This is a genomic window from Phyllobacterium sp. A18/5-2 (genome assembly GCF_025452215.1).
Lineage (GTDB): Bacteria > Pseudomonadota > Alphaproteobacteria > Rhizobiales > Rhizobiaceae > Phyllobacterium > Phyllobacterium sophorae.
The window spans coordinates 502,987-524,709 of record NZ_CP104966.1; the positions used below are offsets into that span (position 1 = coordinate 502,987).

Consider the following 21,723-nt stretch of genomic DNA (forward strand, 5'->3'; position numbering starts at 1 on the left):
TAACATGGCATTCCTCGCAGACGCCCTTTCCCGTGTGAAGACTTCCGCAACGATTGCGATCACCCAGAAAGCGCGCGATCTGAAAGCCGAGGGCCGGGATGTCATATCGCTCTCCGTCGGCGAGCCGGATTTCGATACGCCCGACAATGTCAAGGAAGCTGCCATCGCTGCTATTCGGCGCGGCGAGACCAAGTACACGCCTGTCGCCGGAATCCCGCAGCTACGTGAAGCCATCGTTCGCAAGTTCAAGCGCGAGAATGAGCTTGAGTACAAGGCGAACCAGGTGATCGTCGGCACTGGTGGCAAGCACGTCATCTACAATGCTCTGCTCTCGACACTGAACCCTGGCGATGAGGTCATCTGCGTCGCGCCCTACTGGGTCAGCTATCCGGAAATGGTCGCGCTGTGCGGTGGCACCCCGGTCATCGTTTCGGCCGTGCAGAAGAACGATTTCAAGCTGCAGCCGGAAGATCTGGAGCGGGTCATTACGCCGAAGACCAAGTGGATCATCATGAACTCGCCCTCGAACCCGTCGGGCGCCGCCTATACATGGGATGAGATGAAGAAGCTCACTGACGTTCTCATGCGCCATCCGCATGTCTGGGTGCTGACCGACGATATGTATGAGCACCTCACCTATGGCGACTTCAAGTTCGTCACGCCCGCGCAGGTCGAGCCGAACCTCTACAACCGTACCCTGACCATGAACGGCGTGTCGAAAGCCTATGCCATGACCGGCTGGCGCATAGGCTATGCGGCGGGTCCGCTTGAACTCATCAAGGCGATGGACATGGTTCAGGGTCAACAAACCTCAGGTACCAGCTCGATCTCGCAATGGGCGGCCGTTGAGGCACTCGATGGCACGCAAGCCCACCTTCCAGTGTTCAAGAAGGCATTTGAAGCGCGCCGCGATCTGATTGTCTCGATGCTCAACCAGACCAACTTCCTGGAGTGTCCGAAGCCCGAAGGCGCCTTCTACGTCTATCCGTCATGCGCCGCTGCAATCGGCAAGACAGCTCCATCCGGCAAGCTGATCGTAACGGATGAGGATTTCGTCAGCGAACTGCTGGCGACCGAGGCTGTCGCCGCCGTGCACGGATCGGCTTTCGGCCTTGGACCGAACTTCCGCATCTCCTACGCCACTTCCGATGCCAACCTCGAAGAGGCCGGCAAGCGCATCCAGCGCTTCTGCGCCAGCCTTCGCTGAGATCGGGCACATCGCATCAAATTAAGGGGCTTCGCGAGCCCCTTTTTTCTTTGCGGCAGAACTTCACAGCATTGTGTGAAACCAGTGATGGAAAACTGCGTATTTTCGGAGCGAGAACTCTTCGCAAGGAATAATCATGGTCGCTATTCACCGAAAGCCCCACTGGGCAATCTCCGAGGCCCTGGCAACACCGGAGCAGGCCTTCCTTGATCGGCGGACGATCCTCAAAGCCTGGGGCTTGGGCGGACTGGCAGCCACGACCTGCGCAGTCCTGCCTAGATCGGCGCGAGCCGAGATCGAACGCAAACCCGCAGGCAACCCTGCTCTCTATCCCGCAAAGCGTAACGAGGCTTACGAGTTGGGCCGCAGCCTCACGCCGGAAGAGATCAATTCGAAATACAATAATTTCTATGAGTTCGGCGGCGACAAAGACATTTGGACGGAAGCACAGACCTTAATCACCAATCCATGGGATATCGAAATTGACGGAATGGTGGAAAAACCATTCACGATAGCGTTTGCCGATCTGGAAGCAAAAGTTCCGCTGGAAGAAAGACTTTACCGGCATCGTTGCGTCGAAGCCTGGTCGATGACCGTGCCATGGACGGGTTTTTCCCTCGCAAAGCTGGTCGAGTTTGCCAAACCCACGGCTTCAGCAAAATATATCCGATTCGAGACATTCAACGATCCGTCCATGGCGAGCGGCCAGAACGGCTTTCTCTACACCTGGCCCTACGTCGAGGGCGTGACTATGGCGGAAGCAGCCAATGATTTGGCATTCGTCGTGACGGGCGCCTATGGCAAGCCTCTGCTCAATCAGTTCGGCGCACCTATCCGGCTAGCTCTTCCATGGAAATATGGGTTCAAATCAGTGAAGTCGATCCGCAAGATCACTTTTACCGACCAACGCCCTGTAAGTTTCTGGGAAGGCCTTGCATCGAATGAATATGGCTTCTGGGCCAATGTTAACCCGGAGGTCGCGCATCCACGCTGGAGCCAAGCGCAGGAACGCATATTGCATACGGGAGAAACGGTGCCAACCCTGCTGTTCAACGGCTATGGCGAACACGTCGCTTCGCTCTATAAGGGGCTCGAGGGCGAACCACTCTATCGCTGAGCCGTGAAGGCATACCCCCTGAAAAGAAAAGAGGCCGGACAATTGCCCGGCCTTAAATTTTGAAGGATGCCGTTTCCGGCGAAACCTCCAGAGGGGAACACTTGCGGGCGCGCAATGGGAGGAGGAGACGCACCGGCAAGTCACGTGGATATGAAGGTTTTGCCTCATGATCGCAACACCCATTTGTGCAACGCACCCATGCACACAGCGCATAGCGGTGAATTTGCGAGCACTATTGGAAAATTAGTCACGAATATCAACAGAATGAGTAAATCCATGCTGCTGGCAATCGCACATTTAGGAAGAAAAACTTTTCACAATCAAGCCAAACAGGGATCCTAATACGACCAGGTGCGCGCTTTCGAGAAAAGAAAATCTCGAAACACGTGCAATTTGGCAGCGTTTTTGATTCCTTCCGGATAGCAGAAAAACGTATCGAAGGAAGGTAATTCCATCTCGGGCAACAGCCGGACCAGCGTCAGAATCCTTCTCCACCATATAGTCCGGCAGGACACCGAGGCCGACGCCCTTCTGGATCGCCCGCTTGATCGACAGCAGGTTGTTGATCTGCAGCACCGCCGGACGCAAATTGCCATCCGACCGGCCAATCACCTCCAGCCAGTTGAGATTGGTAAGATAAGACGGCGCGGGTTCGCCAAAGCTGACGATACGATGGGTATCGATCTCTTCGATACTTTCAATCTTGCCGTACTTGGCAATATAGGCTGGTGACGCGTAGACATGCATATGTACGGTAAATAGCCGGCGCTGGATCAAGTCTGGCTGCTGCGGCTGACGCAGGCGAATAGCGCAATCCGCATGACGCATGGTCAGGTCGAGCTCTTCATTATCGAGGAGCAACTGCAGTTGGACTTCAGGATAGAGCTCGATGAATTCCTGCACGCGCTCGATCAGCCAGCCCGAACCAAGGCCAACCGTGGTCGTTACGCGCAATTTTCCAGATGGTCTGTCCTTGCTGTCGGTCAGGCGGGAGCGGACATTTTCCAGCTTCATCAGAACTTCATGAGCGGTGCGGTAGAGCACCTCGCCCTGCTCGGTCAGGATAAGACCGCGGGCATGGCGGTGAAACAGCGGAACACCGACATCCTGCTCAAGCGCACTAACCTGACGGGAGATGGCCGATTGCGACAGATGCAGTGTCTCGGCGGCATGGGTGAACGACCCTGCCTCGGCAGCAGCATGAAATATTCGCAACTTGTCCCAATCAAGCGACATCGCGCAGTCTCTCCCCGTTCCGGCCACGCATATCGCGGCCAGCTCCATTCTAGCGGCTGCTATTCAGCAGCTTGACGCACTGGTTCCTGAGCGGTCAGCCAACGCTCGGCTTCAAGGGCTGCCATGCAGCCCATTCCGGCCGCGGTGACCGCCTGACGATAGATATCATCCGTGACATCCCCGGCGGCAAAGACGCCCGGTACATCGGTTGCGGTTGAATCCGCTGCGGTCCAGAGATAGCCATTCGGCTTATGTTTGAGTTTCCCCTTGAAAAGCTCGACAGCTGGCGCATGGCCAATGGCGACGAAAACGCCGTCCGTGGCCAGTTCCGTTGTTTCACCGGTCTTGACGTTCTTCAGGCGAACGCCAGATACCGATGCCGGAAGCGGTGCCTTGGCTACCGTGCCGGTGATCTCGTCAATGGCATTGTCCCAAATAACTTTGATGTTTTCTTTGCGGAAAAGCCGATCCTGCAGGATTTTTTCCGCGCGGAACTGATCGCGGCGATGCACGATCGTGACGGACTTTGCCAGATTGGCGAGATAAAGCGCCTCTTCGACTGCCGTATTGCCGCCACCGACGACCACCACATCCTTATTGCGATAGAAGAAGCCATCGCATGTGGCACAGGCCGAAACGCCAAAGCCCATGAAGGCCTGTTCAGTAGGAATGCCGAGCCATTTCGCCTGTGCGCCCGTGGCGATGATCAGCGCATCGCAAGTATATTGTGTGCCGCCGTCGCCGATGAGCCGGAACGGGCGAACGGATAGATCGACCTCGGTGATGATGTCGTGAACGATCTCGGCCCCGACATGCTCGGCCTGGATGCGCATCTGGTCCATCATCCACGGACCCTGCACCGTATCGGCATAGCCCGGATAGTTTTCCACATCAGTCGTGATCATCAGCTGGCCACCCTGCTGCAGGCCGGCCACGATGAGCGGCTTGAGGTTTGCGCGGGCAGCATAGATCGCCGCCGTATAGCCGGCGGGACCGGAACCGATGATAAGAACGGGCACATGGCGCTGTGACATAACAAGACCTTGAAGTGATATCTTCTCTACATACGATAGGTGGCACGAACCGGGGTCCGCTTCAATCGCTATAAAGTAGTGGTTGAGCCCCCTTTGTTGCAAGGTCTGTGCATAACATAGGCGGGTTAGCCACAGGTTGATGCTGCATTGCACGGTTTCCAACACGTTGTGCGGTTTGCCAGAACCAGTTATGAAGCTTGAAATGTCAAAAATGCGATCCTGAGGTTCACTCCATTTTTCGCACCATCATCAACATTTGCGCGCGGTTTGGCTTGGTCATGGCTGCGACCATGCTTGTCCCGGCACTGGTCGATATTCATATCGGTAATCGTGATTGGGCCGTTTTTGTTAAGTCGGCGGTTTTTACGAGTGTCCTCTGTGGGCTGGTAAGCCTGGCCACGAGTAACCCCGAGATCCGCTTCACCCCGCGCCTGGGCTTTTTGCTGATTGTCGCCATCTGGCTGACAGCCGCCCTGCTCGGTTCCTTGCCGTTCTTTTTTTCGACATTGCCAATCAGCTTTGCCAAAGCTTTCTTCAGATCCATGTCTGGCATCACGGCGACGGGAGCGACAGTGCTTACCGGGCTCGATTCCATGCCCCGCGGCATATTGATGTGGCGTTCTCTTCTTTGCTGGTTCGGGGGTCTCGGCTTCGTTGGATTGGGTCTTTTGCTGTTGCCATCGCTTCGTATCGGCGGCATCCAGCTTCTGCATATGGAATCCTCCGACAAGTCCGAAAAAATCCTGCCACGTATTCATCAGATCGCCACCGGAATTATCCTTGCCTATATCAGCCTGACGCTGGCCTGCACGCTGCTTTATTTTGCTGCTGGCATGGGCATGTTTGACGCCGTCAATCACGCAATGACAACCGTGGCGACAGCCGGTTTTTCAACGCACGATACGTCGCTTGGCTTTTATGCCCACAACCGCGCGATCCTGATAATCGCCACGATTTTCATGATCCTTGGCGCTCTGCCCTTCGTGCTCTATATCAAGGCGGTCATGCCGCAGCGCTTGATGTCTCTCGTCGATCCGCAGGTAACGCTGTTCTTTGTCATCATCGTCGGTCTCAGCGCTGTCCTCGCCGTCGGGTTGAAACTGGAGTCCGGTATCGGTACAGGCGATGCTCTGATTGCAGCGTTCTTCAACCTTGTCTCCGTCATAACAACGACTGGTTTCGCGACGGAGGACTACACACTGTGGGGCTCCGAAGCGCTCGGCATCTTCTTCCTGGTTACCTTTATCGGCAGTTGCTCTGGCTCCACCTCGGGTGGGATCAAGCTCAACCGCCTTATCATTCTGTGGCAACTGGCATCTGCAAGCCTGACGCGCCTGATAATGCCCAACGCCGTCATAAAGATGCGTTATGGCCGTTCTGAAATTACCCAAGACGTCGCTCAATCGACCTTGCTGTTCATTTTCCTCTATATGTCATCCTTGGTGATTGGAGCGACTATCCTCACAATACTTGGAAATGACCTGGGAACGGCGTTCACAGGCGCCTTGACGGCACTCTCCAATGTCGGGCCAGGCTTTGGCGAAACAATTGGCCCTGCGGGAAATTTTTCGACTTTGGGAGACCCCTCCCTGATCGTTCTCAGTTATCTCATGCTCGCCGGGCGGCTAGAGATTATTCCCGTTGTCATCCTCTTCACCCGTCGTTTCTGGAGCCGGTAGCGCCGAAGGTGTTTGCAACCTGTGAGGGATACATTACACAGCGTGGGGAATCGCTTATGGTGACGACAATTCTCTTGGAACAGGATGGAATATGCCTTTGAAGGCGGACCTCGACGCGATTGACTGGAAAATCCTGAAACAGTTGCAGGATAATGGCCGTATCACCAATGTGGAACTGGCCGAGCGCGTAGGTATTTCGGCGCCACCCTGCTTGCGCCGTGTCCGCAAACTGGAGGAAAGCGGCGTCATCCAAGGCTACCGCGCTATCCTCAATGGTTCGATTTTGGGCCAGGACATCGTGGCGTTCTGCATGATCCGGCTGCATCGCCAATCCGACGCGGATCTGAAGAATTTTGCAGAAAAAACCAAGAACTGGATCCTTGTACGCCGGGCATGGATGGTATCAGGCGAGATCTGATTTCCTGCTCCATTGCGTCGCCAGCGATCTCAGCACGTTCCAAAACTTTGTCATCGAAGAGCTGACCTCGACACCGAATGTCGATTCGGTTCGCACGTCGCTGACGATCCGTTCGGTCAAGAACGAACCGCTGATGGTTCTCTAGCGGCGAAAACGATTATAAAGATACAGCTTCACGCGGTAGTATGGTCTCAGTATCTCCCGGCTCAGGCGGCCGGACAATGTCTTGTTCTTGCCCTGAACCACTGTTCCACCGAGATTGAAATCGATCTCGCGAATTGTGATCGGCCGCGCTGACAGGACGCGTATTGGATGCAGCCACCGCATCTGGATCGTTGTGTCGACCGGACGGTCGAATTGCTTTGTCGCGGCGAGAAGCGCCAACGCCGCATCCTGCCCGACCAGCTGCATCTGCATGCCGAGCCCAGGCAGGTCCGGTTCGATAACACTGTTGGCGCCTTCTTTAGCGACTTCCTGCCCATACTCGCCTCTTGGCCAGCGAGGAAAGCGGATATAGTCGGTCGATTTCATGCCTTGCAATGCCAGCTTCAATTGTGCGGCAAAGGCAGCATCGTCCAAATCGACATCATCCTCGATGACGAGTCCGGCGCCGAGATTGCGGTCAACGATTGTTTGCCAGGCCTTGCGGTGCGACAGGAAGCAGGCGACTTCCGAAATACGCAATTCGAATGGATAGTAGGGTCTGTGCAGCGAACGCTTGTACACTGCGCCCATATCGTCATCGCTGAGATCCAGCGCGTCCACTGCGTCAATGATTTCCGCTTTTACCGGCAAGCGCTCGATCAGCTGGCGAATATGTTCGCCGCGCTTTGTGGCACGCTTGAGATGAATGATAAATGCCGTGATGGTCACGGTTTCGCTCCACCGTCGAAAAGGTATTCATATACTTCGAGGACTTTGGCGGCTTCCTTTTCCAGTGGGAATTTCTCCCTGACATGGCGAAGACCCGCCTTGCCCGCTCTTTTACACATTGCCGGATCCGCAAGGTAGGGAGCAATCGCCTGTTCAAGCGCAATACTGTCGCCGGCCGGCACAACAGTTCCGGTGCCCGGCTCGATCATCTCGGCATAGGCCCCCGCATCGCTCGTGACCACAGCCGTCTGCGATGCCATAGCCTCAAGCGGTGTCAGGCCAAATCCTTCGTTGCGTGAAGGCGCGACGTAGAGCGTCATCCTGCGATACCAGACACGCACATCCGGCACCTCCCCCAGGAACAGGATACGATCGGCGAGCCCGGCCCGAGTAATCCTGTCGCGCAGTGCCTGTTCGAAACCCTTATGTTCCGCAGTCGTCCGGCCGGTCATCACTGCCGTCCAATCCGGATAGCGCGGCAGAAGATTGATCATGGCGTCGACAAACAGGTCCGTGCCTTTCGACGGCCGGATACGGCCGGAACAGCCAACGAGATACTGTCCTGGAAGCCCCGATGCTTCAAATGTGTCCTGATCGTCCTGCGGCGGGTGAAACAGATGGGTGTCGACACCGTGCATGATCACCGTGTGCGGCACTTTCAGGAAACTGCCAGACTTGCCGCTCGTCGCGATCACGCCATTCATCTGCCGGATCAGCCATTTGGTGAAGGGCTTGTGATCACGCTGCGCGGCAGACGTAAACAGTAGCTTCAGCTTCATGCGCAAGACCGAGCGCATGAAAATGCCTGCAATCATTTCATTGTTCCGGCGCGCATGCCAAATGCGGAACGGTCTTGTCTTGGGGTTGAACCAGAGACCAGGAAGCGACATCCAGCCGATATTGGGCAGGTTGGCGGGCAGCCCCGGCCCTATCGTGACGATCTTGAGGCCGTTCGCGCGTTGCAGGGGGATAAGTTGAATGATGGTCGAGGTGACTCCGGAAAGCTTGCGCTTGAAATTCGGAGCTATCACCTCGACGCTGCTTAGGGGATCATGCACGAAGGCTAGACGAAACTGAAACCGATGATTTCGTAAGAACGGGCACCACCGGGTGCATTGACTTCAATTGTCTCGCCTTCAGTCTTCCCGATCAGTGCACGCGCAATGGGCGAAGAAATGGAAATGCGGCCAGCTTTGGGATCAGCTTCCTGATCGCCGACAATCTGATAGATCCTTTTTTCGTCCGTGTCCTCGTCGATCAGATGGATCGTCGCGCCAAATTTGATCTTGTCGCCGGACAGTTTCGAGATATCGATAATTTCCGCGCGAGCGGTATAGTCTTCGAGCTCACCCACACGACCTTCATTATGACTCTGCGCTTCTTTGGCAGCGTGATACTCGGCGTTCTCCGAAAGGTCGCCATGGGCGCGCGCTTCCGAAATTGCCTGGATGATACGCGGCCGCTCTTCCTGTTGGCGCCAGCGCAACTCTTCCTTGAGCTTGTCGAGATCCAGCCTGAGTCATCGGGACCTTTTCCATGCCCTCTCCTTTCGTAGTCAGTGTCGAATAGCGCTCCATCGAGGCCACGCGGCACAAAAAGAAAACGGCCACCGAAGCTCAAGACTTCGGAACCGTTCAGTCAGTCGTCCCTTAATATAGCACTGTTTCTGGCGATTTCACGAAGAAAGTGGAAAATGTCGCATCAACGGGCTTTACGCCTCGGCAAATTGACAACGGAGCGGCACCTCACGCCACTGTGAGACGACCGCGTCGAAGGAATATGCACAAAATGGTGCAATCTCGGTTGGGACAGGAGGATCGCCAATGAAACGAACACCGAGCTTTAAATCAGCTCCGCTCCTTGCCACGCTGTTGGCCCTTTCTTCGACTGCTTTTGCTGAGGATTTCAAAACCGAGACGGTCACTCTCTCGGCTCAAACGGTAGCAGGCGGGCTCAACCATCCGTGGAGTCTTGCATTTCTTGCCGACGGGGCACTTCTTGCGACGGAGCGCACAGGAAGCATGCGCATCATCAAAAGCGGCAAAGTGTCGAAACCAGTTGCCAACGTTCCCAAAGTGGTTGCCAAGGGTCAGGGCGGCTTGCTCGATGTCGCCTTGGCACCCGACTTCGCCACAAGCAGCCGGATCTATTTTACATTTTCGCAACCGGGCAAGGGTGGAGCAGGAACGGCATTGGCAAGCGCCAAACTTGTTCGGAGTGAGGAAAGTGCGGCACTTGAAAATGTCTCGATACTCGTTTCGATGAACAAGAAAACCGGAACAGCGCATCATTTTGGCTCACGTATCGTTGTGGCCCCCGACGGCAAGCTATTCGTAACGATGGGCGAGCGCGGCGACAAACTGCGCGCGCAAAATTTCAAGGATCACGCGGGTTCCGTGCTTCGGATCAACGCGGACGGCACCGTTCCAGCGGACAATCCGTTCGCTGATGGCAAAAAAGGACTGCCGGAGCTTTGGTCCAAGGGCCATCGCAATCCGCAAGGCGCGGCTTGGGACCCCGTCACACAATCCCTGCTGACTGTCGAGCATGGCGCCATGGGTGGCGATGAAATCAACCGGCCGGAGCCCGGCAAGAACTATGGTTGGCCTGTCATTACCTATGGCAAGGATTACTCGGGTGCGAAAATCGGCAAAGGCACAAGTGCCGAAGGTTATGAGCAGCCACTCTACTACTGGGATCCGTCTATCGCACCGTCGGGCCTGGCCGTGTACGAGGGGGCAATGTTTCCCGAATGGAAAGGTGATCTTCTCGTCGGAGCGCTGAAATTTGAGTTGCTGTCGCGCCTTGATCGCGATGAGGAAGGGACTATCAAAGGCGAGGAGCGCCTTTTGAAGGGCGAGTTTGGACGCATCCGGGATGTCCGCGTGGCACCCGACGGCTCGATTTACCTTCTGACCGATGAAAGTGATGGAAAAATCATCCGGCTGTCACGCGCATCAGGAACCTGACACCGCAGCATTTCTGGCCTTGCGGCATTAAATTGCAATCTGTAGATATCCCTCGCGGGTATAACCGCAGAGCACTGTGGGATCATCATGACGCATGGCCGGGCCAATATACTGCTGCTTGCTGCGGGAGCCATCTGGGGCCTGGGTTTTGTGGCGCAATCCAGCGCCATGGACAGTGTCGAACCATTTATGTTCATTGCCCTGCGCTTCTTGCTCGCAGCGCTTACGGTAATGCCACTTGCGATCCGCGAAGCAAAGGCAGCCCCGAAGAAACTATCGCGTTTCGACTATTTTGGCTTTACCTTCATCGGATTGCTGCTTTTTGCAGGGGCGGCCCTTCAGCAGATCGGCATGCAGACAACGTCTGTCACAAATGCCGGCTTCCTGACCGGGCTCTATGTGATCATGGTGCCGTTCCTCGCTGTCGTGCTTTTCTGGCAGTGGCCACATCCCGTCGTGTGGCCTTGCGCGCTGACCGCGGTTGCCGGCATCTATCTCTTATCCGGGGGACGCCTCGAAGGTCTGACGGCTGGTGATTGGCTGATCGTTGCATGCGCTGTCTTTTGGGCGCTGCAGATCATCTTCATCAATCGCCTTGCCGCAAATAATGGCCGGCCGATCATGCTTTCGCTTGTGCAGTTCGCCGTATGCGCCGTGCTTGGCTTCATCGTAACGCTTGGAACGGAACGCACTGAACTCTTCTCCATTATTGCCGCTGCACCGGAAATTCTCTTTGCGGGGGTCATCTCGTCGGGCATCGCCTTCACGCTGCAGGCTGTTGGTCAGCGCTTCACAACTGCACCGCAGGCTGCGATCATGCTATCGTCCGAAGCATTGTTCGCCGCTCTTTTCGGCGCACTTATTATGGGAGAGCGCATGTCACTTCAGGGTGCGATCGGTTGCGCGCTCATCTTCATGGCAATGATTACGGTTGAATTGATCCCGGCCCTGCGAAGCAGAACCGAAGTCAGGCCTTGAAGATCAGCGTTGCCCCTCCGGCGATCAGAACGAAACCGGCCACATGCTGCCAAGTGAACGACTCCTTCAGGTAAAACACTGAGAACAGGCTGAAGACGACCAGCGTGATCACTTCCTGCATCGTCTTGAGTTCGGCTGTCGAATAAACCGCATGTCCGATTCGATTTGCCGGAACGGCGAACCAGTATTCTACCAACGCGATGCCCCAGCTGATGAAAACAACTGGAGTGAGCGCTGCCGCCGGATATTTCAGATGCCCGTACCAGGCGAAGGTCATGAATACATTTGAAGCGATAAGAAATATTATGGGCAGGATGGAAGGCGAAAGGAAGGTTGGCATGATGGTTCTTTCGGGAGGAAGGATCGGGCATTGTGCAGTGCACTAACGCAGTGCTGAATACAGCAAAATCAAGCCAATTCAATGTAAAATGACGCCGCATTCCCGACGCAGACGTTAATTCGCGCGCTGACCTTTCCTTTACAATTTGCCACTATTTTTAACTGCATCCGCCTGCGTATCGGGCAAATGGGATGTGGTGACATGAGTTTTGCGTTGTCGTCCGCTTTGCACTTGAAGCGCCTTTCAACCATTCTGGTTCTGTGTATCTGCGCGGCGCTCAGCGCCTGTGGCATGGGTGATGTCAGGCGTCCACTGGTCGATGTGGGCAATGGCACGCACACATCCGTGGCTGATCAATCGCTGGCGAGCGAGGAGAGCCAGCAAGTGGCGAGTGAGGAAACCGAACAACTATCCACCCCGCAATCAGGAGAATTCACCGCACAAGAGCCCGAAGTCCTATCCGTGCCGGACGCCGGACAGCAGCCGGATACGCTAGTCGTACCAGACACCCCGCCGGCCGCCGAGCCGAAACCCTATTCCTTGCCGGAATCAGAACCGGCTTCCGATGATGCCGAAAGCTATGGTTATCCCGGGGGTATTCGCGACCCCATTGCCCGCGGTGAGAGTGCCCTGGCCCTGCCAGGAAGCGAGGTCGCCTGTCGCACGCAGCTGAAACGGCTTGGCGTTGTCTTTCAGGAACGCGAACCGATCAACGACGGGGGCGTATGCCGTATAGACCATCCGCTCACGGTCAGTGGATTCTCGAGTGGGCGGATTAAACTGAAGCCGAGCGCGACACTAAACTGCCAGATGACACTTGCCTTCGCTCGCTGGGTCAAGGGCGATCTCTCGCCTTCGACGCGGCTGCGCTACCTCTCGGGGATCAATACGATTCATCAGGCATCGAGTTATTCCTGCCGCACCATGAGCAATCAACGTGGAAGGGCCATGTCGGAACACTCTAAGGGCAACGCGCTCGATATTGCCAGGATTACGCTCAATAGTGGTCGCGACATCAAGGTGCAGAAACCGGGCCTCTTTGCCTTTCGGCAACGGGGCCTCCTGAATACTGTTCGCTCCGACGCATGCGATTATTTCACCACCGTGCTCGGCCCTGGCTATGACAGGTTCCACCGTGATCATTTCCATTTCGACCTGATGCAACGCCGAAGCGGCCACCGAGCCTGCCGTTAATGCCGCGCGGCGCCAGGCTTGCAGCCATATTCGCGGCATTCAACGAACCATGTCAGGCCCTTGAAGACCAAAAGCCGGTCAGGTCTTGATTGCTGTAGTCGCAATTTCACAACTAAAATGGGAACGTGCCCCAATGTCAGTCTCCTGACAAACACTACTTGCCACCGGCTTTTCGAGGCTTGTTTAATGCGATGATTCGTAATCCCGGGAGGACACCATGCATTTTACCGACCGCTATCCGATCATCGTCACCCATCGCAAGGAAGCATGCCGTGATTTCTGGATTCGTCATATGGGTTTCATCAGCGGCTTTGACAGCACGTGGATCTCCTGGCTCACGACGGAAGACCAGTCCGCTTCGATCGCTTTTATGAGTCCGGATCACCCATCCGCACCGCCCGGTCCGGAAAATTTCAACGGCAAGGGCATATGTTTTGAACTACAGGTTGATGACGCCAAGGCTGCATTTGAAACGATCAGTGCCACCGGCCTCGAGATAGAGTATCCCCTTACGGATGAGCCCTTCGGTCAGCGCCGTTTTGGTTTTCATGACCCTTCGGGCCTTTGGATCGATATTGTCGAACAGACTGAAGCCGCAGCCGGATTCTGGGATAAATATATGATTGGCAGCCAAGGCTAGGTCAGATCTCGGTCGGCACTGGCGTCGGCTTGCCACTCTTATCAAGCGCGACCATGACAAAATCGGCGTGGGTAACGAGTTCCATCAGATCCGAGAGATAGCGCTGTGCCCAGGCCTCGACCTTGAGCGTGATCGACGTCCGCCCGACATGAGCGATATGCGTATAGACACACAGCGTATCGCCAATCTTGACCGGTTTGGCGAAGGCCATTTCCTTGACTGCTGCCGTAACCACACGCCCCCTCGCCCGTTCCGCCGCCCGCATGCCGCAGGACAGATCCATCTGCGCCATAACCCAGCCGCCGAATATATCTCCGGCAGCATTGGCATCGGCCGGCATGGCGAGTGTACGTAGCGTCAATTCGCCAGTAGGCTTCGTCTCTTCGGTCAATTGCGGTCTCCATTGGTGGTTGCAGTCGAGCCTATGATGCGATGCGGCAACGGGATTGAAAAGGGGCTCACGCAAGAACTGTCGAAATCCCGACATCGCGGGTCGTTGCGCGGTTTCGGCATTCCCCCAGGCTTGGCCTAGTCTACCCTTGCGACAAACTTCAGGAGGATGCCATGAAAGTTACCGACGTAAGAACCTTCGTGGTCAGCAATCCACCGCCGTCCTTTGGCGGCACTTGGTTCCTCTTTGTCAAACTCACGACCGATTCCGGCGTTGTCGGCTACGGTGAAGCCTACAATTCGACCATCAGTCCGCAAGTAATGCGCAAGGTCATTGAGGATCTGGCAGAACGTTGGCTCATCGGCGAAGACCCCCACCACATTGAACGTTTTTTCCGCCGCGCCTATTCTGGTGGCTTCACTCAGCGCCCTGATGTGACGATCATGGGTGCGGTTTCCGCGCTCGAAATGGCTTGCTGGGACATTATCGGCAAGGAAGCCGACAAACCTGTCTACGAACTGCTGGGCGGCAGGGTTCATGAGCGGTTGCGCAGCTACACCTATCTCTATCCGAAGCCGGAATTGGGAGAGACCTCAGCAATTTACTGGAACGCTGAAGCCTCGGCAGAGCGCGCGGCCGAATATGTCGCGCAAGGCTATACCGCGGTGAAATTCGACCCGGTTGCTCGCTATACGTCTTTCGATCCCCGTCAACTGTCGCTTGAACAGCTCGATCTTGGCGAAAAATTCGTTCGTCTCGTGCGCGAGGCCGTCGGCTCCAAGGCCGATCTGTTGTTTGGCACCCATGGTCAAATGACGCCGACCAGCGCGGTACGGCTGGCAAAGCGGCTCGAACCCTATGATCCACTTTGGCTGGAGGAACCGGTACCGCCGGATATGCCGGAGAATATGGGCTATGTGCAGCAGCACACGTCCATTCCCGTCGCTGCCGGAGAGCGGCTAACGACGAAGTATGAGTTTCAGCGCTTGCTGGTGAACAGGGCAGCCAACATCTTGCAGATGAATCTTGGCCGTGTCGGCGGTATTCTTGAGGCCAAGAAGATTGCGGGCATGGCCGAGACATTTCACGCACAGATTGCGCCGCATCTCTATTGCGGGCCGATCATTGGAGCGGCCAACATCCAAATTTCTACGTGCAGCCCGAACTTCCTTATTCTCGAATGTATCCAGGCTTTCAGTGGCTTCCACGCCGAGATCCTGAAGAAGCCCATCCACTGGGAAAATGGCTATGTCATCCCATCCTTGGCGCCGGGCCTTGGTGTGGAACTGAATGAACCCGTGGCCGAAGCCAACGCGTATTTGGGGCATGAGCTTCATCTCAATATGGCGCGCGACCCCCTGGTTGTCTGAGAGTGTGCAAGATGACAGATGTTGAAAAATTGTCACGCGAGTAGGCTACCGGGCCACCGTGATCGCTTTTGGGTTGCAGCATCAGCTAAATGCTGTTTCTAAATCGTGGCGACTGCGGTTCGGAGTTGAAGTCATGACTGTTTCGCGCTTGTCAGCGTTATTTCTTGTCATGCTTATGCTCGCCGGTTGTGGCGGGCGCGCTGTTCTTGGCCTCGAACCCGAAAACGTCGTCAAATCAAGTGCCGCGGTTCCAGCACCGCTTGTCAACGACAAGACCGGCCCGAAAGCGATTATACCCGTTTTCGTTGCGACCAGCCGTGAGCGTTCGGGCGACTTGTCCCTGCCCTACACATCGAAACGTTCGCCGTCCTTGAACTTTGCGCGCGTCGATATCGGCATTCCCCCCAATCATAAGAACGGAGAGGTGGAAAAATCGAACAGCAAGCCAAATCCGGCCCGGCATTTTGCGGCAACCACTTTCCAGCCTTTGGACAACCGACAGATCTTCATCGACAGGATCAACGCGGAGCTTGCAAGACGGCCTGCCGAAAAGCGCGAAATCTTCATTTTTGTCCACGGCTATAACAATAATTTCGCCGACAGCGTCTTTCGCCAGGCCCAGATCGCTTATGACTACGCCCTTCCCGCCGTCGCAGTCCACTATTCCTGGCCGTCGGCTGCGGCGCTGGGTCTGTATGTTTATGACCGTGACAGTGCAACTTACGGCCGCGAGGGTTTGGCCGAGCTCCTGCAGCTTCTCACCAAGGCGAAGGCTAGTAGAGTCTTGCTCGTTGGCCATTCGATGGGCTCGTTTGTCGTCATGGAAGCGCTCACCAAGCTTGCAGAGACAGGTCATCACGATGTGCTCCGTCGTTTGTCCGGCGTGATGCTTGCAGCACCCGATATCGACGTCGACGTATTTCAGTCGCAAGTGGCGGACATCGGCAAATTACCAAGACCGTTTGTCGTCCTTGTTTCGCGTGCGGACCGCGCATTGAACGTATCGGGCCGCATCACTGGCGGCCATGCGCGCGTCGGCGATGGCTCCAGCATCCCCATGCTGCAGAAACTCGGCATTCTGGTTTTGGACGCTTCGTCCCTCGATGGCGGGTCGCACGGCGTCTTCGCCAGCTCTCCAACGCTCATGGCAATGTCCCGCAGCGGGCAGCTGTCGCGGCGAGATCCTCCAAGGAGATGAGACCCCGACCGGACAAGCCATCCTGGCCGACGGCACCTCAGCCATTACCGGCGCAGCTTCGCTGGTAATTTACCTTCCGGCGCGGCTGCTGGGCGCGCGGCGATAGAACATGATAGCGCGCAAAAAATAAATTGTTCGCGCACGAACTTTGCGTCATGATTCCGCTATATTTTTCAGAAGAATCCGCTCATATATCAATTGCATTCCTCCCCTTTTGAAAGATCGATCCGTGCCTCTCCATATCGAGCTTATCGGCAGCCTTGCTGCCGTGATTACCACCCTGTGCTGGATCCCGCAGATCATCAGGATCGTCCGGCATCGAGATACAGCGAGCATTTCGCTCGTCACCAATGTCTCGCTCGTTTTGGGTGTTTTCCTGTGGTTGGTGTATGGGATGATGATCAGTTCCTGGCCGGTCGTAGCCGCGAACGGAACGACGCTGCTGCTTATTCTCACCATCCTTGGTCTGAAGCTTCGCTACGGCTGAAACAATTCGATTGCTATTGCAGATTGAATGAGGATGTAAAATGCAATTCCGGGTGAGTTTCCCTTCCCACCGGGTATCTCCATGTTGAAACAGATCCAAGTTTCAACAGGTGAACACCGGCTGAATGCCTGCAATATTCCAGATCAGATCGAAAGAAGAGTACCATCGCCCCATCCACGAGCGGTTTTGTTTTGAGAATAAACACTTAAACATTGTCTACAGCGCCCTGAACGATTGGATTATCTACTACCAGCCTGCCCGGCGCGCTGGCGAACGGGGAGGCAGACCGGCAGGATACTTTGCCAGAGCACGCGTTGTCTCAGTGCATCCAACACTTGATGCCCCGGGTTATTCCGATGCAACCCTCGAATATTATTCCGAGTTCCCAAGCGTACCCTTCAGCGTATTTGACCCTCAGCTCGATCGCAAATTCTATTATGAAAAAAGCATGTTGGAGTCGGATGGCAGTTTGAACAAGCATGCGAACCAACAGCGAGTTCGTGCCTTGTCAGGTCAGGAATATAACCGCATTGTGGAAGCGGGATTCGATGGATTCTCGGCGTTAGAAGAATGCGCCATTCCCCCAGTTACCTATTCCGGCTTTGCTGAGGATCCTCCTGAACCGTTGGAACGGGACCGATTCCTGACCTCGCGCATTCTTCGAGACCGGGTCTTCAGCAAGCTCGTGGGGGAAGCATACGAATGGAAATGCGCGATGACAGGGATTTCCCTGCCTGCGCCCGATGGCAGTCATGAGATTGAATGCGCCCACATCAAACCCGTCAAGGATTCCGGTCCGGATTCTGTCATTAACGGCATCGCGCTTTTGCGGACTATACACTGGATGTTCGACAAGGGTCTGATCTCAATCGGTAGCGACCACCAGATCATCAGATCATCTCGCTATAATTATTCGGCGATCGATAGGCTCATAAATGAATCCGGGAAAATCGATCTGCCCAAGAATGACATCCACCACCCTCACCCCGATTTTCTCCGCTACCATCGCGAACATATATTTGAGCGCTGGTGATGAATCGGTGCATCGGACATGCTCCTGACAACCTTGTGTCAGGAGCATGTCAAGGTCCGGCACTTTTCAAAACTCCACTCTTTCCATTTCACCGGACTCCTCCCATATTCAACCTATGGTTAAATCTCCTGACAAATATAACGCTGACGGTTTCGGCGAAGCGCCTCAACCCGAACTGGAAGGCTCACCGCTATCCGGTTCAATCAGTGACTGGGCAAAGCAGATCACTGAAGAGACGGTCAAAGCCAAGCCGAAAGCCCCAAGGCCAGCCAGGGCCGGAAGCACCCAATCCAGCGCGTCGCGCACTTCACGCGGCACCTCTATTGGCGGCTCGACCGACCCGAAGACACGCGCCGCTGCAGGTCTTAATCCCGTGGCTGGGCTCGATATCGGATTGGAAGACGCAGGCAGCATCATGCCCGGCGGGGCCACCGCCACCGTTGCAGCCCTTTCCGCCCTGATCGAAAGCGGAAATCCGCTGTTCAAGAATGGAACCGCTTGGGCTCCGCATCGGCCTGCCCGTCCGGAAAAATCCGAAGGCGGTATCCAGATACGGATGGAAACGGAGTTCACACCGTCCGGCGACCAGCCGACCGCTATCCATGATCTCGTTGATGGGATCAAAGAGAATGACAAGACACAGGTTCTGCTTGGCGTCACCGGGTCGGGCAAGACCTTCACCATGGCCAAGGTGATTGAGGAAACGCAAAGGCCCGCCTTGATCCTGGCGCCGAACAAGACATTGGCGGCCCAGCTTTACGGCGAATTCAAATCTTTCTTCCCGAATAATGCAGTGGAATATTTCGTATCCTATTACGATTATTACCAGCCGGAAGCCTATGTGCCGCGTTCTGACACCTATATCGAGAAGGAATCGTCGGTCAATGAACAGATCGACCGGATGCGCCACTCAGCCACCCGATCCCTGTTAGAGCGCGACGATGTCATCATCGTCGCCTCGGTTTCGTGCATTTATGGTATCGGTTCAGTCGAAACCTATACGGCCATGACCTTCGAAATGAAGATCGGCGACCGTCTGGACCAGCGCGCCCTTCTCGCCGATCTGGTGGCGCAGCAATACAAGCGGCGTGAGATGGATTTCACCCGTGGCTCGTTCCGGGTTCGCGGCGACACGATCGAACTCTTTCCTGCCCACCTGGAAGATCGGGCATGGCGCATTTCCATGTTCGGTGACGAGATCGAGGCAATCACCGAATTTGACCCGCTCACTGGCCAGAAGACCGGCGACCTGCGCTCGGTGAAAATCTATGCCAACTCGCACTACGTGACCCCTCGCCCGACGCTCAACCAGGCCATCAAGTCGATCAAGGAGGAACTGAAACATCGCCTTGTCGAACTGAATGCAGCCGGACGCTTGCTCGAAGCGCAACGGCTGGAGCAGCGCTGCACGTTCGACCTGGAGATGCTGGAGGCAACAGGGTCTTGCGCCGGCATCGAAAACTACTCGCGCTATCTCACCGGCCGCAAACCGGGCGAACCACCACCAACGTTGTTCGAATACATTCCCGACAACGCCCTTGTATTCATCGACGAGAGCCATGTGACAGTTCCGCAGATCGGCGCCATGTATAAAGGCGACTTCCGCCGCAAGGCAACGCTGGCTGAGTACGGGTTTCGCCTGCCCTCTTGCATGGACAACCGACCTTTGCGGTTTGAGGAATGGGATGCCATGCGCCCGCAAACTGTCGCGGTATCTGCTACGCCGAGCACTTGGGAAATGGAAGAGTCCGGCGGTGTTTTCGCCGAACAGGTCATCCGCCCGACTGGCCTGATCGATCCGCCAGTGGAAGTACGCCCAGCCAAATCTCAAGTTGACGACGTTCTTGGTGAAATCCGTGAAACCTCGGCAAAGGGCTATCGCACACTTGTCACGGTTCTCACCAAGCGCATGGCTGAAGACCTGACCGAATACCTGCACGAACAGGGTATCCGGGTTCGCTACATGCACTCGGACATCGACACTCTCGAACGTATTGAGATTCTGCGCGATCTGCGCCTTGGTGCATTCGATGTGCTTGTCGGTATCAACCTGCTGCGCGAGGGTCTGGACATTCCGGAATGCGGCTTTGTCGCTATTCTCGATGCGGACAAGGAAGGCTTCCTGCGTTCTGAAACCTCATTGATCCAGACCATTGGCCGGGCGGCGCGGAACGTGGACGGCAAGGTCATCCTTTATGCTGATCATGTCACGGGTTCGATGGAGCGTGCGATGGCGGAAACCAATCGCCGCCGCGAGAAGCAGGAGGCCTACAACACCGAACATGGCATCACGCCCGCCAGCATCAAGAAGAACATCGGCGATATTCTTAACAGCGTCTATGAACGCGACCACGTTCGCGCCGATATTTCTGATTTTGCTGAATCCGGCGCGATGATGGGCAACAATCTGAAAGCCCATCTCGAACATCTGATGAAGCAGATGCGCGACGCCGCAGATGATCTCGATTTCGAGGTCGCGGCCCGGTTACGCGATGAAATCAAGCGTTTGCGCGAGATGGAGTTGGCTATCTCGGATGATCCGATGGCGCGCGAAGTCGAGATGGAAAGTCCGGTCACGGGCCGCACCAAGGGCAGGCACAATGCCGGCCGCGCCATGCACCGCGTGGTGACGGACGAGAATGACAAGGATTCCGCGCTTTTCCGCAAACCGCATCTCGACGAGATGGGCGGCGACACCACCCGTCCGCTTGGACCGGGTGTGTTCCGCAAGAACTCGCTCGATGAAATGACGGTTGGACGCACGGAAAAGCCCGTTATCGGCAATGTGCCCGAAAAGCCGGCATTTACAGGCACGAACCGGAACGATCAAACGATCATCCGTCGTGAACGAACTGGCGCGGGTTCCTATGAAGATGCGAGCGACGCACGTAAAAAGCGCCGTCCAGGCAAGACAGGACGTCCTGGGCGGTAGTTTTTGGATCTATTGGGCGGTTTCGCCGGATCCGAAGGCCGCCTGCCCTGCGTTCAGAATTTCATCGGCAAATTTAGGATCGTCAACGGCACGCGACAGGACCAGCGTGCCTACAAGACCCGCCATGGTGGTCAGGGCTTTCTCACGCTTGGCCGCGTCGGATTGTCCCGGAATTGCCTTGGCAAGGATGTCAAGCAAGGTACCTATCCCCTCGCTGAAACGCTTGCGCACAGGCCCGCTTTGTCGGGCGATATCAGGGGCCAGTGCCGGTGGGCCTTCGACAAATAGGAATTTGCAATCGCCGCAAAGGCTTCGTCCGGCGATGTTTCAGCAAGCTGCGACCATTTTTCGGCCGACCGATCCATTGAAGCGGCGCAGGCCTCCGCGATAAGGTCATCCTTGGATGCGAAATGGCCATAGAAGCCGCCATGTGTCAGACCTGCACTTTTCATAACGTCTGCCACGCCGATCCCATCGAAACCCTTCTCGCGAAATTCCCGGCTGGCAATATCAATGATCCGCTCCCGGTTCTTGGCTGCCTGTTCTCGACTGACACGCATGCAACGACCCTCTCAAAAACATTGTTGACTTTTTATATGATGACCGTCATCTATAGTCAATCATTAT

The 21,723-nt window shown here is 55.7% G+C and carries 19 protein-coding genes and 3 pseudogenes; 13 read left to right on the forward strand and 9 right to left on the reverse strand.

Annotated elements, in window-relative coordinates:
* Positions 1-4: 4 nt before the first annotated feature.
* Positions 5-1,207 carry a pyridoxal phosphate-dependent aminotransferase gene (locus N8E89_RS02490; protein WP_106663985.1) on the forward strand — a complete coding sequence of 401 codons (1,203 nt, stop codon included), beginning with the start codon at positions 5-7 and terminating at the stop codon, positions 1,205-1,207.
* A gap of 136 nt (positions 1,208-1,343) precedes the next feature.
* Positions 1,344-2,324, forward strand: a complete 981-nt coding sequence (msrP, locus tag N8E89_RS02495) for a protein-methionine-sulfoxide reductase catalytic subunit MsrP (protein WP_113172163.1) — start codon at positions 1,344-1,346, stop codon at positions 2,322-2,324.
* 338 nt (positions 2,325-2,662) lie between these two features.
* Here msrP and N8E89_RS02500 read toward each other — a convergent pair.
* Together N8E89_RS02500 and trxB are read right to left on the reverse strand one after the other, a co-directional pair.
* Positions 2,663-3,560, reverse strand: a pseudogene (locus N8E89_RS02500) (LysR family transcriptional regulator).
* A 59-nt stretch (positions 3,561-3,619) separates the two neighbouring features.
* Positions 3,620-4,594, reverse strand: a complete 975-nt coding sequence (gene trxB / locus N8E89_RS02505) for a thioredoxin-disulfide reductase (RefSeq protein WP_106663988.1) — start codon at positions 4,592-4,594, stop codon at positions 3,620-3,622.
* Between the two features lie 278 nt (positions 4,595-4,872).
* Between trxB and N8E89_RS02510 the strand changes: the two genes are divergently transcribed.
* Both N8E89_RS02510 and N8E89_RS02515 read left to right on the forward strand, forming a co-directional pair.
* The gene (locus tag N8E89_RS02510; protein ID WP_262261059.1) at positions 4,873-6,273 is read left to right on the forward strand and encodes a TrkH family potassium uptake protein; all 1,401 of its coding nucleotides are present in this window, start codon (positions 4,873-4,875) and stop codon (positions 6,271-6,273) included.
* A 91-nt stretch (positions 6,274-6,364) separates the two neighbouring features.
* A pseudogene (locus N8E89_RS02515) lies at positions 6,365-6,836 on the forward strand (Lrp/AsnC family transcriptional regulator).
* On the opposite strand, the gene N8E89_RS02520 reads toward N8E89_RS02515, so the two are convergent.
* From N8E89_RS02520 to greA, 3 genes and pseudogenes are all read right to left on the reverse strand, one after another.
* Positions 6,833-7,564, reverse strand: coding sequence for a glycosyltransferase family 25 protein (locus tag N8E89_RS02520; protein ID WP_245448730.1), 732 nt, complete (start codon positions 7,562-7,564; stop codon positions 6,833-6,835). The pseudogene N8E89_RS02515 and the gene N8E89_RS02520 sit on opposite strands and share 4 nt — an antisense overlap.
* Positions 7,561-8,622, reverse strand: a complete 1,062-nt coding sequence (locus N8E89_RS02525) for a glycosyltransferase family 4 protein (protein WP_106663991.1) — start codon at positions 8,620-8,622, stop codon at positions 7,561-7,563. Before N8E89_RS02525 ends, N8E89_RS02520 begins: the two co-directional genes overlap by 4 nt.
* 5 nt (positions 8,623-8,627) lie before the next feature.
* Positions 8,628-9,102 (reverse strand): annotated as a pseudogene (gene greA / locus N8E89_RS02530) (transcription elongation factor GreA).
* Between the two features lie 285 nt (positions 9,103-9,387).
* Here greA and N8E89_RS02535 point away from each other — a divergent pair.
* Positions 9,388-10,533: a PQQ-dependent sugar dehydrogenase gene (locus N8E89_RS02535; protein WP_112759764.1), complete on the forward strand. Its 1,146-nt coding sequence runs from the start codon at positions 9,388-9,390 to the stop codon at positions 10,531-10,533.
* A gap of 87 nt (positions 10,534-10,620) precedes the next feature.
* Complete coding sequence (locus N8E89_RS02540; protein WP_262261060.1) at positions 10,621-11,511, forward strand: DMT family transporter; 891 nt, start codon at positions 10,621-10,623, stop codon at positions 11,509-11,511.
* Here N8E89_RS02540 and N8E89_RS02545 read toward each other — a convergent pair.
* A complete protein-coding gene (locus tag N8E89_RS02545) occupies positions 11,501-11,851 on the reverse strand; it encodes a DMT family protein (RefSeq protein ID WP_106663995.1) in 351 nt (116 codons plus the stop codon). The genes N8E89_RS02540 and N8E89_RS02545 overlap by 11 nt on opposite strands.
* Before the next feature lie 201 nt (positions 11,852-12,052).
* Between N8E89_RS02545 and N8E89_RS28960 the strand changes: the two genes are divergently transcribed.
* Together N8E89_RS28960 and N8E89_RS02555 are read left to right on the forward strand one after the other, a co-directional pair.
* Positions 12,053-13,045 carry an extensin-like domain-containing protein gene (locus N8E89_RS28960; RefSeq protein WP_315975670.1) on the forward strand — a complete coding sequence of 331 codons (993 nt, stop codon included), beginning with the start codon at positions 12,053-12,055 and terminating at the stop codon, positions 13,043-13,045.
* 217 nt (positions 13,046-13,262) lie between these two features.
* Positions 13,263-13,685, forward strand: a complete 423-nt coding sequence (locus tag N8E89_RS02555) for a VOC family protein (protein ID WP_106663997.1) — start codon at positions 13,263-13,265, stop codon at positions 13,683-13,685.
* Between the two features lies 1 nt (position 13,686).
* On the opposite strand, the gene N8E89_RS02560 is transcribed toward N8E89_RS02555, so the two are convergent.
* Entirely contained in the window at positions 13,687-14,025 is a 339-nt protein-coding gene (locus N8E89_RS02560) for an acyl-CoA thioesterase (RefSeq protein ID WP_162707074.1), read from the reverse strand.
* A 224-nt stretch (positions 14,026-14,249) separates the two neighbouring features.
* Between N8E89_RS02560 and N8E89_RS02565 the strand changes: the two genes are divergently transcribed.
* The 5 genes from N8E89_RS02565 to uvrB all read left to right on the forward strand — a co-directional run bounded on the left by N8E89_RS02565 (position 14,250) and on the right by uvrB (position 21,096).
* The gene (locus N8E89_RS02565) at positions 14,250-15,446 is read left to right on the forward strand and encodes a mandelate racemase/muconate lactonizing enzyme family protein (RefSeq protein ID WP_262261061.1); all 1,197 of its coding nucleotides are present in this window, start codon (positions 14,250-14,252) and stop codon (positions 15,444-15,446) included.
* Positions 15,447-15,579: 133 nt separating this feature from the next.
* Positions 15,580-16,644, forward strand: coding sequence for an alpha/beta hydrolase (locus N8E89_RS02570; RefSeq protein WP_315975671.1), 1,065 nt, complete (start codon positions 15,580-15,582; stop codon positions 16,642-16,644).
* Between the two features lie 229 nt (positions 16,645-16,873).
* A complete protein-coding gene (locus N8E89_RS02575) occupies positions 16,874-17,131 on the forward strand; it encodes an SWEET family sugar transporter (RefSeq protein WP_262261062.1) in 258 nt (85 codons plus the stop codon).
* A gap of 124 nt (positions 17,132-17,255) precedes the next feature.
* Positions 17,256-18,164, forward strand: a complete 909-nt coding sequence (locus N8E89_RS02580) for an HNH endonuclease (protein ID WP_106664002.1) — start codon at positions 17,256-17,258, stop codon at positions 18,162-18,164.
* Between the two features lie 115 nt (positions 18,165-18,279).
* Positions 18,280-21,096, forward strand: a complete 2,817-nt coding sequence (gene uvrB, locus N8E89_RS02585; RefSeq protein ID WP_106664003.1) for an excinuclease ABC subunit UvrB — start codon at positions 18,280-18,282, stop codon at positions 21,094-21,096.
* A gap of 9 nt (positions 21,097-21,105) precedes the next feature.
* Here the strand turns inward: uvrB and N8E89_RS02590 are convergent, their stop codons facing one another.
* Together N8E89_RS02590 and N8E89_RS02595 are read right to left on the reverse strand one after the other, a co-directional pair.
* The gene (locus N8E89_RS02590; protein ID WP_262261063.1) at positions 21,106-21,294 is read right to left on the reverse strand and encodes a hypothetical protein; all 189 of its coding nucleotides are present in this window, start codon (positions 21,292-21,294) and stop codon (positions 21,106-21,108) included.
* A 5-nt stretch (positions 21,295-21,299) separates the two neighbouring features.
* The gene (locus tag N8E89_RS02595; protein WP_262261064.1) at positions 21,300-21,656 is read right to left on the reverse strand and encodes a TetR/AcrR family transcriptional regulator; all 357 of its coding nucleotides are present in this window, start codon (positions 21,654-21,656) and stop codon (positions 21,300-21,302) included.
* Between the last annotated feature and the right edge of the window lie 67 nt (positions 21,657-21,723).

Coding starts and splice junctions, on each gene's coding strand:
- N8E89_RS02540 (WP_262261060.1), top strand. CDS start 10,621: ATGACGCATGGCCGGGCCAATATACTGCTGCTTGCTGCGGGAGCCATC.
- N8E89_RS02490 (WP_106663985.1), top strand. CDS start 5: ATGGCATTCCTCGCAGACGCCCTTTCCCGTGTGAAGACTTCCGCAACG.
- uvrB (WP_106664003.1), top strand. CDS start 18,280: ATGGTTAAATCTCCTGACAAATATAACGCTGACGGTTTCGGCGAAGCG.
- N8E89_RS02510 (WP_262261059.1), top strand. CDS start 4,873: ATGGCTGCGACCATGCTTGTCCCGGCACTGGTCGATATTCATATCGGT.
- N8E89_RS02555 (WP_106663997.1), top strand. CDS start 13,263: ATGCATTTTACCGACCGCTATCCGATCATCGTCACCCATCGCAAGGAA.
- trxB (WP_106663988.1), bottom strand. CDS start 4,594: ATGTCACAGCGCCATGTGCCCGTTCTTATCATCGGTTCCGGTCCCGCC.
- N8E89_RS02565 (WP_262261061.1), top strand. CDS start 14,250: ATGAAAGTTACCGACGTAAGAACCTTCGTGGTCAGCAATCCACCGCCG.
- N8E89_RS02545 (WP_106663995.1), bottom strand. CDS start 11,851: ATGCCAACCTTCCTTTCGCCTTCCATCCTGCCCATAATATTTCTTATC.
- N8E89_RS02580 (WP_106664002.1), top strand. CDS start 17,256: ATGCCTGCAATATTCCAGATCAGATCGAAAGAAGAGTACCATCGCCCC.
- N8E89_RS02595 (WP_262261064.1), bottom strand. CDS start 21,656: ATGCGTGTCAGTCGAGAACAGGCAGCCAAGAACCGGGAGCGGATCATT.
- N8E89_RS02570 (WP_315975671.1), top strand. CDS start 15,580: ATGACTGTTTCGCGCTTGTCAGCGTTATTTCTTGTCATGCTTATGCTC.
- N8E89_RS28960 (WP_315975670.1), top strand. CDS start 12,053: ATGAGTTTTGCGTTGTCGTCCGCTTTGCACTTGAAGCGCCTTTCAACC.
- msrP (WP_113172163.1), top strand. CDS start 1,344: ATGGTCGCTATTCACCGAAAGCCCCACTGGGCAATCTCCGAGGCCCTG.
- N8E89_RS02535 (WP_112759764.1), top strand. CDS start 9,388: ATGAAACGAACACCGAGCTTTAAATCAGCTCCGCTCCTTGCCACGCTG.
- N8E89_RS02560 (WP_162707074.1), bottom strand. CDS start 14,025: ATGCCGGCCGATGCCAATGCTGCCGGAGATATATTCGGCGGCTGGGTT.